Source organism: Streptomyces sp. NPDC029164, from assembly GCF_055563995.1.
The window spans coordinates 37,312-50,548 of the sequence record NZ_JBVHWW010000030.1; the positions used below are offsets into that span (position 1 = coordinate 37,312).

At 71.3% G+C, this 13,237-nt stretch carries 15 protein-coding genes; 7 read left to right on the forward strand and 8 right to left on the reverse strand.

Going from position 1 to position 13,237, the window contains the following annotated elements:
- Positions 1-164 precede the first annotated feature (164 nt).
- Positions 165-887 (reverse strand): PAQR family membrane homeostasis protein TrhA, encoded by a 723-nt coding sequence (gene trhA, locus ACZ4VT_RS26675; protein ID WP_467953303.1) that lies wholly within the window; start codon positions 885-887, stop codon positions 165-167.
- Between the two features lie 211 nt (positions 888-1,098).
- On the opposite strand from trhA, the gene ACZ4VT_RS26680 reads away from it, so the two are divergent.
- A complete protein-coding gene (locus ACZ4VT_RS26680; RefSeq protein WP_467953305.1) occupies positions 1,099-2,931 on the forward strand; it encodes a phosphoenolpyruvate carboxykinase (GTP) in 1,833 nt (610 codons plus the stop codon).
- Positions 2,932-3,039: 108 nt separating this feature from the next.
- Here ACZ4VT_RS26680 and ACZ4VT_RS26685 read toward each other — a convergent pair whose 3' ends face one another.
- From ACZ4VT_RS26685 to ACZ4VT_RS26700, 4 genes are read right to left on the reverse strand one after another with little or no spacing between them, the layout of a single operon-like run.
- Positions 3,040-3,675 carry a hypothetical protein gene (locus ACZ4VT_RS26685; protein ID WP_467953307.1) on the reverse strand — a complete coding sequence of 212 codons (636 nt, stop codon included), beginning with the start codon at positions 3,673-3,675 and terminating at the stop codon, positions 3,040-3,042.
- Positions 3,662-5,239: a substrate-binding and vWA domain-containing protein gene (locus ACZ4VT_RS26690; RefSeq protein WP_467953417.1), complete on the reverse strand. Its 1,578-nt coding sequence runs from the start codon at positions 5,237-5,239 to the stop codon at positions 3,662-3,664. Before ACZ4VT_RS26690 ends, ACZ4VT_RS26685 begins: the two co-directional genes overlap by 14 nt.
- Before the next feature lie 23 nt (positions 5,240-5,262).
- Complete coding sequence (locus tag ACZ4VT_RS26695) at positions 5,263-6,450, reverse strand: toxic anion resistance protein (protein WP_467953309.1); 1,188 nt, start codon at positions 6,448-6,450, stop codon at positions 5,263-5,265.
- A 10-nt stretch (positions 6,451-6,460) separates the two neighbouring features.
- Positions 6,461-7,540 carry a hypothetical protein gene (locus tag ACZ4VT_RS26700; RefSeq protein ID WP_467953310.1) on the reverse strand — a complete coding sequence of 360 codons (1,080 nt, stop codon included), beginning with the start codon at positions 7,538-7,540 and terminating at the stop codon, positions 6,461-6,463.
- Between the two features lie 143 nt (positions 7,541-7,683).
- Between ACZ4VT_RS26700 and ACZ4VT_RS26705 the strand changes: the two genes are divergently transcribed.
- Positions 7,684-8,115: a hypothetical protein gene (locus ACZ4VT_RS26705; RefSeq protein ID WP_467953312.1), complete on the forward strand. Its 432-nt coding sequence runs from the start codon at positions 7,684-7,686 to the stop codon at positions 8,113-8,115.
- Positions 8,116-8,233: 118 nt separating this feature from the next.
- Here ACZ4VT_RS26705 and ACZ4VT_RS26710 read toward each other — a convergent pair whose 3' ends face one another.
- From ACZ4VT_RS26710 to ACZ4VT_RS26720, 3 genes are all read right to left on the reverse strand, one after another.
- Complete coding sequence (locus ACZ4VT_RS26710) at positions 8,234-8,884, reverse strand: RDD family protein (protein ID WP_467953314.1); 651 nt, start codon at positions 8,882-8,884, stop codon at positions 8,234-8,236.
- 245 nt (positions 8,885-9,129) lie between these two features.
- A complete protein-coding gene (locus ACZ4VT_RS26715) occupies positions 9,130-9,522 on the reverse strand; it encodes an SCO4983 family protein (RefSeq protein WP_467953316.1) in 393 nt (130 codons plus the stop codon).
- A gap of 92 nt (positions 9,523-9,614) precedes the next feature.
- Entirely contained in the window at positions 9,615-10,826 is a 1,212-nt protein-coding gene (locus ACZ4VT_RS26720; protein WP_362797583.1) for a pyridoxal phosphate-dependent aminotransferase, read from the reverse strand.
- 302 nt (positions 10,827-11,128) lie between these two features.
- Here ACZ4VT_RS26720 and ACZ4VT_RS26725 point away from each other — a divergent pair, with 302 nt between their 5' ends.
- The 5 genes from ACZ4VT_RS26725 to ACZ4VT_RS26745 are packed head-to-tail and all read left to right on the forward strand — an operon-like array spanning position 11,129 to position 13,194.
- The gene (locus tag ACZ4VT_RS26725) at positions 11,129-11,278 is read left to right on the forward strand and encodes a hypothetical protein (protein ID WP_467953318.1); all 150 of its coding nucleotides are present in this window, start codon (positions 11,129-11,131) and stop codon (positions 11,276-11,278) included.
- A gap of 12 nt (positions 11,279-11,290) precedes the next feature.
- Positions 11,291-11,524, forward strand: coding sequence for a hypothetical protein (locus ACZ4VT_RS26730; RefSeq protein WP_467953320.1), 234 nt, complete (start codon positions 11,291-11,293; stop codon positions 11,522-11,524).
- A gap of 54 nt (positions 11,525-11,578) precedes the next feature.
- Positions 11,579-12,055 carry a macro domain-containing protein gene (locus ACZ4VT_RS26735; protein ID WP_467953322.1) on the forward strand — a complete coding sequence of 159 codons (477 nt, stop codon included), beginning with the start codon at positions 11,579-11,581 and terminating at the stop codon, positions 12,053-12,055.
- Complete coding sequence (locus tag ACZ4VT_RS26740; RefSeq protein ID WP_467953324.1) at positions 12,048-12,590, forward strand: MepB family protein; 543 nt, start codon at positions 12,048-12,050, stop codon at positions 12,588-12,590. Before ACZ4VT_RS26735 ends, ACZ4VT_RS26740 begins: the two co-directional genes overlap by 8 nt.
- Before the next feature lie 52 nt (positions 12,591-12,642).
- Positions 12,643-13,194 carry a GNAT family N-acetyltransferase gene (locus tag ACZ4VT_RS26745; RefSeq protein WP_467953325.1) on the forward strand — a complete coding sequence of 184 codons (552 nt, stop codon included), beginning with the start codon at positions 12,643-12,645 and terminating at the stop codon, positions 13,192-13,194.
- Positions 13,195-13,237 lie beyond the last annotated feature (43 nt).

Here is a 13,237-nt window from a genome sequence, read left to right on the forward strand (position 1 = left end):
GATCATGGAACACCTCTCCCCCCCCCCCCCCCCCCCCCCCCCCCCCCCCCCCCCCCCCCCCCCCCCCCCCCCCCCCCCCCCCCCCCCCCCCCCCCCCCCCCCCCCTCGTCGTTCCCCGTTCGAAGAGTCGCCTCCGAGATGCTCTGGCGCGCCCCCGCCCGCCGTCAGTGGGAGTACGCGGCCAGCGAGATCCCGACGTAGTGGGCGACGAAGGCGGCCAGGGTCAGCGAGTGGAAGACCTCGTGGAAGCCGAAGAAGCGGGGGGAGGGGTTGGGCCGCTTCATGCCGTAGATGACCCCGCCCGCGCTGTAGAGGAGGCCGCCGACGATCACCAGGACCAGGACGGCGATGCCGCCGGTGCGCATGAAGTCGGGCAGGAAGAAGACCGCGGCCCAGCCCATGGCGATGTAGCAGGGGGTATAGAGCCAGCGCGGGGCGCCGACCCAGAAGACGCGGAAGGCGATGCCGGCGGCGGCCGCGATCCACACCGCCCACAGCAGGGTCCGTCCCGTGGAGGGCGGGAGCAGCAGGACGGTCAGCGGGGTGTAGGTGCCCGCGATGATCAGGAAGATGTTGGCGTGGTCGAGCCGGCGCAGGATGGCCTCGCCGCGCGGCCCCCAGGTGCCGCGGTGGTAGACCGCGCTGACGCCGAAGAGCAGGCAGGCCGTGAGGATGTAGACCCCGCAGGCCACCCGTGCCCGGGTCGAATCGGTGAAGGCCATCAGCACCAGGCCGGCGACGACCACGGCGGGGAACATTCCGAGGTGCAGCCAGCCGCGCAGCAGCGGCTTTTCCTCCAGGGCGGTCTCGGCCGCCTCCAGGGCCTCGACTACCGGTGTGGCCTCGGCGGCCGGGGCGGCGGCGGGGTCAGAAGTCATGGGCGCCATGCTACCTACGGGTCCGTAGGTTTCCGTCAGTCGTCTTTACGGAAGATTGACGGACGTGGCAATGCTCACGTGAGAGGCCCTCTGGACATATGCGCACATCCACCGGATGATCAGATGAGTGCGGTCGGCACCGGATGAGCGGAGCGCGAAGCGTCCGGGTCGCAGCCCCCACGGGGCAAACACCAAACACACCCCTCAACAAGGAGCAATCGTGGCGCGCGACAACGCGGCTCCCACCACCATCCCGACGAATCACCAGGAGCTGATCTCCTGGGTGGACGAGATCGCAGCCCTCACCCAGCCGGACCGCGTCGTCTGGTGCGACGGCAGCGAGGGCGAGTACGAGCGCCTGTGCGCGGAGCTCGTCGCCAAGGGAACGTTCAAGAAGCTCGACGAGGCGAAGCGCCCGAACTCGTACTACGCCGCCTCCGACCCCTCCGACGTCGCGCGCGTCGAGGACCGGACCTTCATCTGCTCCGAGAAGGAGGAGGACGCGGGCCCGACCAACCACTGGAAGGCTCCTTCCGAGATGAAGGAGATCTTCGCGGGGCAGGAAGGCATCTTCCGCGGCTCCATGAAGGGCCGGACGATGTACGTCGTCCCCTTCTGCATGGGCCCCCTCGGCTCCGAGCTCTCCGCGATCGGCGTCGAGATCACCGACTCCGCCTACGTCGCGGTCGCCATGCGCACCATGACCCGCATGGGCAAGGCCGTCCTCGACGAGCTCGGCACCGACGGGTTCTTCGTCAAGGCCGTCCACACCCTCGGCGCTCCGCTCGCCGAGGGCCAGGCGGACGTGCCGTGGCCGTGCAACACCACCAAGTACATCTCGCACTTCCCGGAGACCCGCGAGATCTGGTCCTACGGATCCGGCTACGGCGGCAACGCCCTCCTCGGCAAGAAGTGCTACGCCCTGCGCATCGCGTCCGTCATGGCCCGCGACGAGGGCTGGCTCGCCGAGCACATGCTGATCCTCAAGCTCACCCCGCCGCAGGGTGAGGCCGCATCTCCGACGTACCTTGCCGCCGCCTTCCCGTCCGCCTGCGGCAAGACCAACCTGGCCATGCTGGAGCCCACGATCCCCGGCTGGACCGTCGAGACCATCGGTGACGACATCGCCTGGATGCGCTTCGGCGAGGACGGTCGCCTCTACGCGATCAACCCCGAGGCCGGCTTCTTCGGCGTCGCGCCCGGCACCGGCGAGCACACCAACGCCAACGCCATGAAGACCATGTACGCGAACACCGTCTTCACCAACGTCGCGCTCACCGACGACGGCGACGTGTGGTGGGAGGGCATGACCGAAGAGGCGCCCCAGCACCTCATCGACTGGAAGGGCAACGACTGGACTCCGGAATCGGAGACCCCCGCCGCCCACCCCAACGCCCGCTTCGCCGTCCCGGCCTCCCAGTGCCCGACGATCGCCCCCGAGTGGGAGGACCCCAAGGGCGTCCCGATCTCCGCGATCCTCTTCGGCGGCCGCCGCGCCTCCGCCGTGCCGCTGGTCACCGAGTCCTTCGACTGGAACCACGGCGTCTTCATCGGCTCGAACATCGCCTCCGAGAAGACCGCCGCCGCCGAGGGCAAGGTCGGCGAGCTGCGCCGCGACCCCTTCGCCATGCTGCCGTTCTGCGGCTACAACATGGGCGATTACATGGCCCACTGGGTCAAGGTGGCCGCCGACAAGGACCAGGCGAAGCTCCCGAAGATCTACTACGTGAACTGGTTCCGCAAGAACGACGCGGGCAAGTTCGTGTGGCCCGGCTTCGGCGAGAACAGCCGCGTCCTGAAGTGGATCGTCGAGCGCCTCGACGGCACCGCCGAAGGCGTCGAGACCCCCATCGGCATCCTGCCGACCAAGGACTCCCTCGACCTCGACGGCCTGGACCTGCCGGCCGCCGACCTCGACTTCCTCCTCACGGTCGACAAGGAGGTCTGGCGCGAGGAGGCCGCCCTGGTCCCCGAGCACCTGAACACCTACGGCGACCACACGCCGAAGGAACTGTGGGACCAGTACCACGCGCTCGTCGAGCGCCTGGGCTGAGCCCGAGCCCGATAGCGGGCCAATGAACGTGGGAGCCCCCGACCAAGCGGCGCCCACCGCTGTGGGAGCCCCCGACCAAGCGGTTCCCACCGCTGCACCGGCCTGTCTTCAGGAGCGTCCGCGCTCCTCCAGATAGGCCGTGTGCGTCTGCTGACGGCGGGCCTCTGCTTCGCGGAGGTCCGCCGTCACGCTTTCCGCCTCCTCGAACAGCAGGTCCAGCTGCCGCTCCAGGTGCCGCTCCGGGGACTCCCCGCCCGGCGTCAGCCGGTTCCACCAGCGGGTCCGGTTGTACGTGTCCACGCACTCCGGCACGTCCCGCCGGATCGCCCGGGACAGCGCGTGCACCGCCTCCGGCTCGGTCACCAGCACCTCGGCCACCCACCCCGGCTCCAGCAGGGCCCCGTACAGCTCCAGCAGCCCGGCCCGCCGGCTCCCGGCCGCCGCCGGCAGCTCCACCTCGGCCAGGTACTCCCGCAGCCGCGCGAAGTCCCCGCGCAGTACGTCGAGTTCCTCGCTCGGGTCGAACGGCGGCGGCGCCACCCGCTCCGGCGGGGCGATCAGCGCGCCCGCCCCGTACAGCCCGGCCACCACCACCGGCCAGTAGGCGCCGGCCACCCCGGCGAGGGTGAGGCCGAGGCCCAGCACGCCACACGCGGAGCCGGTCAGGTTCTTCCTCGACTCCAGGTAGCCGAGCACCCGGCCGGCCACGCCGCCGCCCCGGCGGCCGCCCCTACTGGTAGCCACGGATCTCCTCGAAGGCTCCGGCCAGCGAACCCTTGCCGCCGGTGGCGTCGAAGAGCCGCCCGCCGGTCAGTTCGGTGATGTGGGTGAGCTCCTTGCGGTCCGAGTCCCCGAACAGCACCGCGAAGACCGGCGTCTGCCGCTGCGCCTCGGGCAGGGCCGCGTAGAAGGAGTCGAAGTGCTTGGCCCCGACGCCCTCGGTGTTCTCCCCGTCCGTCATCAGCACGATCGAGGTGAACGCGTCCGCGCCGCCCTTGCCGAGGTGCTGGTAGGCCGCCTCCAGGCTGCCGTAGACCGCCGTACCGCCGTCCGGCTCCAGCGACTTCACGTCGCCGCGGATCGCGTCCAGCGCCGGGCCCGGATCGCCGGGCTCGACGACGTGCGTCAGCACCTTCTTCACCTTCGAACCGAAGGGCAGCAACGTCACCTCCTCACGGTCCCGGAACCGCTGCCCCGTTCCCGAACTCCCGCTGCCCGTCAGATCGGTGAGCGCCGACTTCAGCCGCCCGATGCGGTCCTCCTCGCTCATCGAACCCGAGGTGTCCAGCACGTACACCGTCCGCGAGGGCCGGCGCAGCTCGTTCTCGTACGAGGCCAGTAGCCCGTCCGCGACCGAACGCGAGCCGGGGAAGGGCAGCTCGTGCCGCTTCTCGGGGTCCAGCCCGGCGGCCGGCGTCACCCCGGCCGCGACCGGCCGGCGGAAGGTCTGCTCGGTGATCGCCTTCTGTGCCTCGGGGCCGCGCAGGTAGTCCGTCAGCGCCCGCCCCGCATCGCGCGCCCCCTCCGGGGCCGATGTCAGCAGGGTCAGCGGGTAGTGCGCGGTGACCACGCCGTCGCGCGGCCGGATCACCGTCAGCGGCGCCTTCACGTCCTTCGCGTCCCGGTTCATGGACAGCAGCACCGACTCGTAGTTCACCAGCGCGTCCACATCACCGCGCTTGCCGTACGCGGTCGCCAGCCAGCCGGAGGAACCCGAGGTCAGCTTCTGCCCGGCGAAGAACTCCTTCAGCTTGGGCTGGGCCGTCTTCACGTCCGCGTCGCTCAGCGCCGCCTGCGCGCCCGACAGCCCCGATGCCAACGCGACCAGCGCGGAGAAGCCGGAGTTGGAGCGCACCGGGTCCGTCATCCCGTACGTCAGCTTCCCGCCGGCCACCGCCTCGTGCACCGCCGACCAGGTCACCTCGCCGGGCTTCCAGCCCAGCCGGGCCAGCGCCTCCGGCTTCACGCCGATGGCCACCGGCGAGGACATCACCGGGGTCTCGCTGGACAGCTTCCCGGCGGCGTCGGGCCGCAGCCGCAGGTAGTCGTTGGAGGACAGCCAGATCGCGTCGTACTTCCCGTCGGCCTTCCCCGAGGCGATCTGCTCGACCGCGTCGAGGGTCCCCGACGAGGTCAGCTCGACGCTCACCCCGGTGGCCGCCTTCGCGGACTTCAGCACGGGCTCCATGTCGGAGAGCTCACTGGAGGCCAGCACCCGCAGGTGGCCCTCCTTGTACTTCGACTCCGCGGGCCTGGCCGGGCCCTCGGAGGTGCAGGCCGTCGCCGTGGCGAGCGTGGCGAGTGCCATCAGCGCACCGATCCAGCCGCGTCTCAACGGGCACCGCCTTCGAGCGCGCCGGCGGTACGGGTACGCGCCAGGTACGCCGAGGCGGTCTGCAGCTCCCCGGCCAGGGACTCCACGGTCGCCGCCATGCTCTCCGTGGCCTGCACCTTGAAGGTGTCGATCGCGTCGAGCGTCTTGTAGATCTGCGCGAAGGCCGTCCGCAGCGTCTCCGCCCCCACCGCCGGATCGGCCGCGATCCGCTGGATCTCGCCGCTCTGCGTGGACAGCATCTCCGCATTGCCCCGGATCAGGTCCTCGGTGGTCCCCTTCAGGGCGTTGACCTGCTCGATCACCTTGCGCTGGTTGTCGAGGGCCGCGGCCAGCATGACCGCGATCCGCAGCGCCGAGACGGTGGTCGTGGCCGCCCGGTCGACGCCCTTGATCAGCTCGTCGTTGTTGCGCCGGACCACGTCCATCGCCAGGTAGCCCTGCGCGCAGACGGCCAGCTGCGTCAGCAGGTCCTGGTGCTTCTGCCGGACCGGGAACAGCACGTCCGCGCGCAGCGCGTCGGCCGCCTGCGGGTCGGTGTGCTCCGCCTCGGCGATCCGCTGCTCGACGGCCCCGTCCAGGGCCTCGGTGAGGACGGCGTACTCCTGGAGCTTGCCCATGGTCTCCCACAGGCGGGCCCGCTCGGTGTGCAGGGCCGCGTTGTCGCGGCGCAGCTCGTCCTGGCCGCTGCGCAGCGAGCCCACGATCTTGTTGAGGGTGGCCTGCGAGGAGGCGTACTTCGCCACGTGGTCGCGGAACTTGTTGCCGCCCGGCAGCTTCGCCAGCAGTTTGCCGAGCCCCTTGCCGGGGGTGTCCCGCGGGTCGAGGTCCTCGACGGTGCGGCGCAGTTCGACGAGGGAGCCGGCGACGCGGGCCTGGGCGTCGCCGCCGCCGTCCGCGCCGAGCGAGCGTACGGCCCGCTCCAGCATCCGGTTGGACTGCTGGGCGGCGCTGCGGATGTCGGCCGCGCCGAGCCCGGCCATCTCGCCGATGCGGTGGGCGAACTCGGGGGAGCGGGTGTCGATCCCGGCGAGCGAGCCCACGTACTCCCCGGCCCGGCGGGCCATCTCGTCGCGTACGCCGTCCGGTAGCGGGACCAGTCCGGCGGCGTGCTCGCGGCGGACGGCCGGGACCGGCTCCGGCGCGCTGAGGACGAACGTGCCGTCCTCGGGTGGTGTCAGTGTCATGGTGTGGCCCCTAACCCTTGGCGCGCTGGGCGAGCGCCATGAGGATCTTGACGGTGGGTGTGCCGACCTGGCGGATGCCGGCCAGCCCGGGGTTGAGGTAGCCGGCGTGCGGTGCGGTCGCGGCGGTGAACTCGGGCACGCCCTCCTGCGGGCGGAAGCCGCGCTGTACGGCCAGCTCGCGCAGCCGCGGATCGGTGGCGAGGAGGGTGCCCAGCTCCTTGGCCTGCTCGGTGATCGGGACGAAGGTGTGCGCCGTGTTGACGGTGGTGTCCGGGTAGAGCACGACCATGTCGCCGGGGTTCTGGTGCTGGAGCAGCAGGGAGGCCACCTGGGACTCGTACACCAGGATCAGCGGTTCGCCGCTGCCGCTGATGAAGGCCCGGAAGGGGTCGTCGGTGCTCTGTTCGAGGGCGCCCTGGACGGAGATCAGCTTGCGCATCAGCGGTGCGGTGCGCTCGATCCCGGCGTCGTCGGCGACCACGCTGTTGCCGTTCGCGACGTTGGAGGTGGCCGCGAGGAAGAGGGCGCCGGAGTTGGAGGAGGCCGGGTCGGTGGTCTTGATGAACACCGTGCCGGTCAGCTCGGCGTGGGCGGAGGAACCGGGCAGCTGCTGCCAGGTGCGGTCCTCGGCGGCGGCCTTGAGGAAGGGGCCCATGAGCAGGGTCCCGAGGTTCTTGCCGGTCATCCTGGCGAGGCCGTTGTCGGCCAGCACCTTGGCGGCGCCCGGGCGGGCGATGACCACGAGCGGGGAGTAGAAGGGCTTGGTTTCCTGGGCCCCCTTCACCCCGGCCGCGGCCGCGACCTCCTTGGCGGGTTCACTGCTGCTGGGGAAGGCGAAGTCGAATTCCTTGAGGGCGAGTTGGTCCATCGCCCAGGAGCCCGAGGTCTCCGTCTTCACGGTGTAGCCCTGGTCCGCAAGGGCCTTGACGACGTCGGGGTCGCGGAAGAATTCGGACTTCTCCGAGCCGATGACGCCACGCACGGTCTTCGTTGCCGTGGTTTCTGGGTGATCCTGCCCCTGGAAGGCGACGACGTAGAGCACGCCGCCGATCAGGAGGAGGCCCAGGACGATTCCTAGGATGCGTCTCACGGGAGCAGCGTGCTTGCGGAAACCCACATTCCGCGACGAGTTGAATGAACGTCAGGTGTCCAGGCGGTCCCACTTCGAAATGCTGTGTGAGCCCGTGGGTGCTGGTGGGCGGGGCGGTCGCCCGGGAGGATCGGGGGATGGGCGTGAGCGCGTTGAAGTGGCAGGGCTGGCTGGTCGGTCTGGTGACGCTGGCCGGGCTGCTGGTGTTCGCCCCGCTGGGCCTGTACGTGTGGGCGAGCGGCGGCGAACCTCCCGGAGCGCCGCCCAGGGCGGCCCTGGAGGACGTACGGGTCACCGGGTGCCGAATCGATCCGGCGAGCCGGCGGGTGGTGGCCGCGGTGGAGGCGGCGGGGCGGGCCGAGGGCGTCGGCGCGTACGTCGTCACGGTGGAGTTCCGCGACGGCGCCGAACCGGACCCCGAGCGCCGGGCCGCCCAGGCGCTGGTGAGGATCCCGGGCGTGGCCCCGGGCGCTGCCGAGCGCGGGGAGGCGGTCGGTCCGGTGTGGCCGGTGGCGACGGTGCCGTGGTGCGGGGTCGCGGGCGCCGAGTTCGAGCGGACGCCCGACACGCCCTGACGCGTCCCGGCACGGCGGGCGTTGGGGGCGTCACCGGGTCCGTGTCATCGGGTCCGTGTCACCGGGCCCGCGTCACCGGCTCGCGCCGTGCGGCGCGGGCCGGTGTGCGCTCAACGGGTCACTTCACCTTGACGACGACGGTGCTGCACACCTTGTCGGCGAAGGTCTGCTTCTTGGCGTCCCACAGCGGCCACAGCCAGCCGATGTAGCAGGGGATGCCGTCCAGGATGTGCGCCAGCTTGCGGACGAAGGCCATGCCGAAGCCGAGGGTCGCACCGTCGGCCTCCTTGTGGAGGCTGATGCCGACGACCTTCTTGCCGATCGTCTGGCCGGTGGTGCCCTCCTTGTAGAGCTGGAAGAAGAACATGCCGAGGGCGTACAGCATGCCGATGAGGCCGAGCACGCCGGCCGCCGCGGAGTCGGAGTCCCCGCCGCTGATGGCCGCGCCGATGCCGGCCAGCGCGTACATCGGGCCGGCGATGATCAGCGCGTCGAGCAGGTACGCGCCGACGCGCAGGCCCCAGTGGGCCAGCGGCGGCATGCCCGCACCCGGCATGCCGGGCATGCCCGGCATCCCCGGCTGCTGCGGGTAGCCGTAGGCCGGCGGCGGCGCCTGCTGCGGGTAGCCGTACTGCGGAGCCGCACCCTGCGGGGGCTGCTGCGGGTAGCCGTACTGCGGGGGGACGCCCTGCGGGGCCTGCTGCGGGTAGCCGGGCTGGCCCTGCGGGGGCTGCTGGCCGTAGGGGTTGTTCGGGTCGCCGAAGCTCATCGGTGAAGTCTCTCCAGGCTGCTGAAATGGGGACGAAGCGGCGTGGAGGAGATGGACCATGTGAGCGGCCTCCCCCGTGCTGCCGCGAAGTTTCAGCCCTCATCGTGTTCGGAGCACCGGATTCTGTCCAATTCCCGCCCCTGTCACGGGCCGCTGAGCCTGCCGCAGGGCATGCCGCGCGAGCGCGGTCGACACCGGGATGTGGCACCCGGTCCGGAGCCTCCGCGGCCCCGGACCGGGGCCGTCTAGAGGGCGCCGGCCAGGTCCGCGGACTCCAGGGCGGCGGCGTGCGCGTCCATGCGCTCGGCGGCGAGGATCGCGGCGGTGGTGTCGGCGCGGGACGCGGCGACGAGGAGCGCGCGGGCGGCGAGGTCGTGCGCGCGCTGGTGCAGCGCGGCGGTGTTCGCGGCCGAGCGCTGCGGAGCGCGTGCGGGCTGGGACCCGCGCAGCCGGCCGACCTGGGCGGCGATCTCGGCGGCGGCCCCGTCGAGGCCGAGCTCGTCGGTGACGGCGAGCAGGGCCGCGAGGTGGCCGGCGAGCTGGATGTCCAGCGCTTCGCCGCGGCTGCTGTGCGGGTAGTCGGACGGGGCGGTGCCCATGCGGTGGACGACCGACTTGGTGCGGATCGGCTCGTACATGAGGTGGCCTCCTGCGTGGTCAGGAGACCATCCTACATTGGATTGGTTCTAAAGTTGAGCTGAATCCTGTTGTTAGCCGCCCGTGTCCGCCGCTAGAGCTGGCTGTAGCCGTCGAGGAAGTTGCCGATGCGCGTCACGGCATCGGCCAGATCCGTGGCGTTCGGCAGGGTCACGATCCGGAAGTGGTCGGGCTCGGGCCAGTTGAAGCCCGTACCGTGCACGACCATGATCTTTTCGGCCCGCAGCAGGTCGAGGACCATCTGCCGGTCATCCTTGATCTTGTAGACGGACGGGTCCAGCCGCGGGAAGGCGTACAGCGCACCCTTCGGCTTCACGCAGGTGACGCCGGGGATCTGGGTGAGCATGTCGTACGCGACGTTGCGCTGCTCCAGGATCCGCCCGCCGGGCAGGACCAGGTCCTCGATCGACTGCCGGCCGCCGAGCGCGGTGGCCACGGCGTGCTGCGAGGGCATGTTCGCGCACAGGCGCATGTTCGCCAGGACCGTGAGGCCCTCGATGTAGCAGGAGGCGTGCTTCTTCGGGCCGCAGACCGCCATCCAGCCGGCCCGGTAGCCGGCGACGCGGTAGTTCTTCGAGAGGCCGTTGAAGGTCAGCGTCAGCAGGTCGGGGGCGATGGCGGCGGTGTTGTGGTGCACGGCGCCGTCGTAGAGGATCCGGTCGTAGATCTCGTCCGAGCAGACGACCAGGTTGTGGCGGCGGGCGATGTCCGTCAGCCCGCGCAGCATCTCCTCGTCGTAGACCGCGCCCGTCGGGTTGTTCGGGTTGATGATCACGATCGCCTTGGTGCGGTCGGTGACCTTGCGCTCGATGTCGGCGAGGTCCGGCATCCAGTCGGCCTGCTCGTCGCAGCGGTAGTGCACGGCCGTGCCGCCGGCGAGGGAGACGGACGCGGTCCACAGCGGGTAGTCCGGCGCCGGGACCAGCACCTCGTCACCGTCGTCGAGCAGTGCCTGCATCGACATCTGGATCAGCTCGGAGACGCCGTTGCCGAGGTAGATGTCCTCGACGTCCAGGTCGATGCCCTTGGTCTGGTAGTGCTGCATGACCGCGCGGCGCGCGGAGAGCAGCCCCTTCGCGTCCCCGTAGCCGTGGGCGTTGCCCAGGTTGCGGAGCATGTCCTCAAGGATCTCCGGCGGGCAGTCGAAGCCGAAGGCCGCGGGGTTGCCGGTGTTGAGCTTGAGGATGCGATGACCTGCTGCTTCGAGCCGCATGGCCTCTTCGAGCACGGGGCCGCGGATCTCGTAGCAGACATTGGCGAGTTTGGTTGACTGGATCACCTGCATGACGGGAGCTTACGGGCCCCGGTGCGGGCTTGACGTGCGTTTTCGAAGAGAGGCTCGACGAGCGAAATGTCCCATTTCAGGTAATGGGTGGGTGGTGGTGGGGTCCCCCCTTGGAATCCGGGGCCGGGCACGCGTTCCGCCCTGCGGAATGGGTGGGGGCGGGGCCGGCGAAAACGCGGGATGTTGCGCTCGTCACCTCGGTGGACGGGTGAGGACCGAGGGTGACGGAGTACTCCGGCTGAGTACGTCGGCTGAGTACGCGCACTCATGCGGCGGGGCCGGGCGCGGGGGAGGCTGGGCACATGAACCAGGGCGAGTGGAAGCCGGCGGACTACCGCCGGGGCACGGAGAGGGTGGGCACGGTGATCGTGGCCGCCGCGGGCGTCGTCATGGCGGCGGGGGCGATCTTCGCGGCGATGCTCTTCCTGGTGTTCCTGAACAGCGGCTACTGAGGGGCGCGAGCAGTGGAGTTCGTAGTCGGTGACATGGCGATCACCACGGTCGGCACGGATGGCGACGACCGGGCCATCGAGTTCCTCGTCAGGCCGGAGGGGGGCGCGGAGGAAGGACACTTCGCGATCTTCCGTGAACACGACGAGGGCTGGGAGTCCGCCCGCATCACCATCGCCCCGGAGTCGGCCGCGATCCCGGTGGCGGCGGTCGAATGGGCGGTGGAGTTCGCACGCGAGTACCTCTGAGGGCCGGCGGAGGCCCGGCCCGCGTTGTCAGTGGCCTCGCCTACCGTTCGGGACATGAAGCCGCTCAGGATCATCGCCGGAGACGCGACGAGCCCCCAGGCCAAGGGGCCCAAGATCATCGCCCACCTCTGCAACGACCTCGGCGGGTGGGGGAAGGGCTTCGTCCTGGCCGTCTCGAAGCGGTGGCCAGAGCCGGAGGCCGCGTACCGGGACTGGCACCGGGGACGCAGCGGAAACGACTTCGGGCTGGGCGCCGTGCAGGTGGTGCGGGTGAAGCCCGACACCTGGGTGGCCAACATGGTCGGGCAGCGCGGGATGCGCACCGGGAGCGGGGGACCGCCGATCCGCTACGACGCCGTGGAGCGCTGCCTCGACGCGCTGGCCGGGCACGCCGCCGAGCTGGGGGCAGGCGTCCACATGCCGCGCATCGGGTGCGGGCTCGCGGGCGGCAAGTGGTCACGCGTCGAGCCGCTGATCACCGACGCGCTGTGCGCGCGGGACGTGGAAGTGACGGTCTACGACCATGCGTGAGCCCGAGGTGCCCGGGGGCGGGTCCTGGGCGGGCGCGGTCCACGAAGACCTCCTCGCGGCGAAGGCGCTGGTCTACGACGCTTGCGGGTTCACGTGCTCGCGGCCGGTCGCCGAGGCGGAGAGCGCCGGGTACGGGGCGTACACGCTCACGCTGGACGGCCTGCGGGTCACCTTCCGCGCGGCCAGGACGACCCCGACGAAGGCCGGGCAGTTCGTCACGGTGTGGAAGCGGTCCGACGGCGGGCCGATCCGGCCCTTCGACGTGACGGACCCCGTCGACCTCGTCGTCGTCAGCACCCGGGACGCGGACGGCTTCGGGCAGTTCGTCTTCTCCCGCGAGGTGCTCCGCGAGCGCGGCATCCTGTCCGTGGACGGGTCCGGCGGCAAGCGCGCCCTCCGGGTCTACCCGCCGTGGGTCGCGACGCAGAGCCGGCAGGCCCGGGCGACGCAGGCCTGGCAGGCCGACTGCTTCCTGGATGTGGGCACCGGCGCCCAGGTCGACCTCACCCGCGCCCGGATCCTCCTTCAGCCCTAGACGCGGTGTCGGCGGCGGGGTCGGGTGCTGGGGGCGTGGCACGATCGGCGGCATGGAGTACCGGTACGCCACCGAGGCCGACGCGCCCGCCATGGCCGAGCTCTTCGCCGCCAACCACCACGACGCCCTGACGGAGCGGCAGCGGGCGGAGCAGGGGTTCGTACAAGGCGGCCTCGACGCCGACGTCCTGCGGGCGATGGCCCGGGCCGGGGAACTGCTGGTCGCGGACGACACCGGCCGGGTCGCCGGCCTGCTCGCCCTGTCGGCGGCCGCCGGCCTGGCGGATCCCCCACCGCCGGTCGCGGGCCTGCTCCGCGCGCAGGACGCCCTTGAGTGGGACGGGCACCCCCTCGGCGAGACGCGGTGGCTGCTCTACGGGCCGGTCGTGGTCGACGCCGGATACCGGGGGCGCGGCGTGGCCCGGGCCCTGTTCACCATGGCCGTGGCGGCGGCCTCGGAACGGGCCGAAGCGGTGGTGGCGTTCATCGAGGCCGACAACGTGCCGTCCTGGAAGGTGCATGTGGACGGCTTCGGCATGATCCCGCTGGGCGAGTACGTCGCGGCCGGCCGCACGTACAACGCCGTGGCCGCGCCGACCACCTAACCCGCCGCCGTCTCCCGATGCGCCGCCCGGCCGGGGCTCCGCC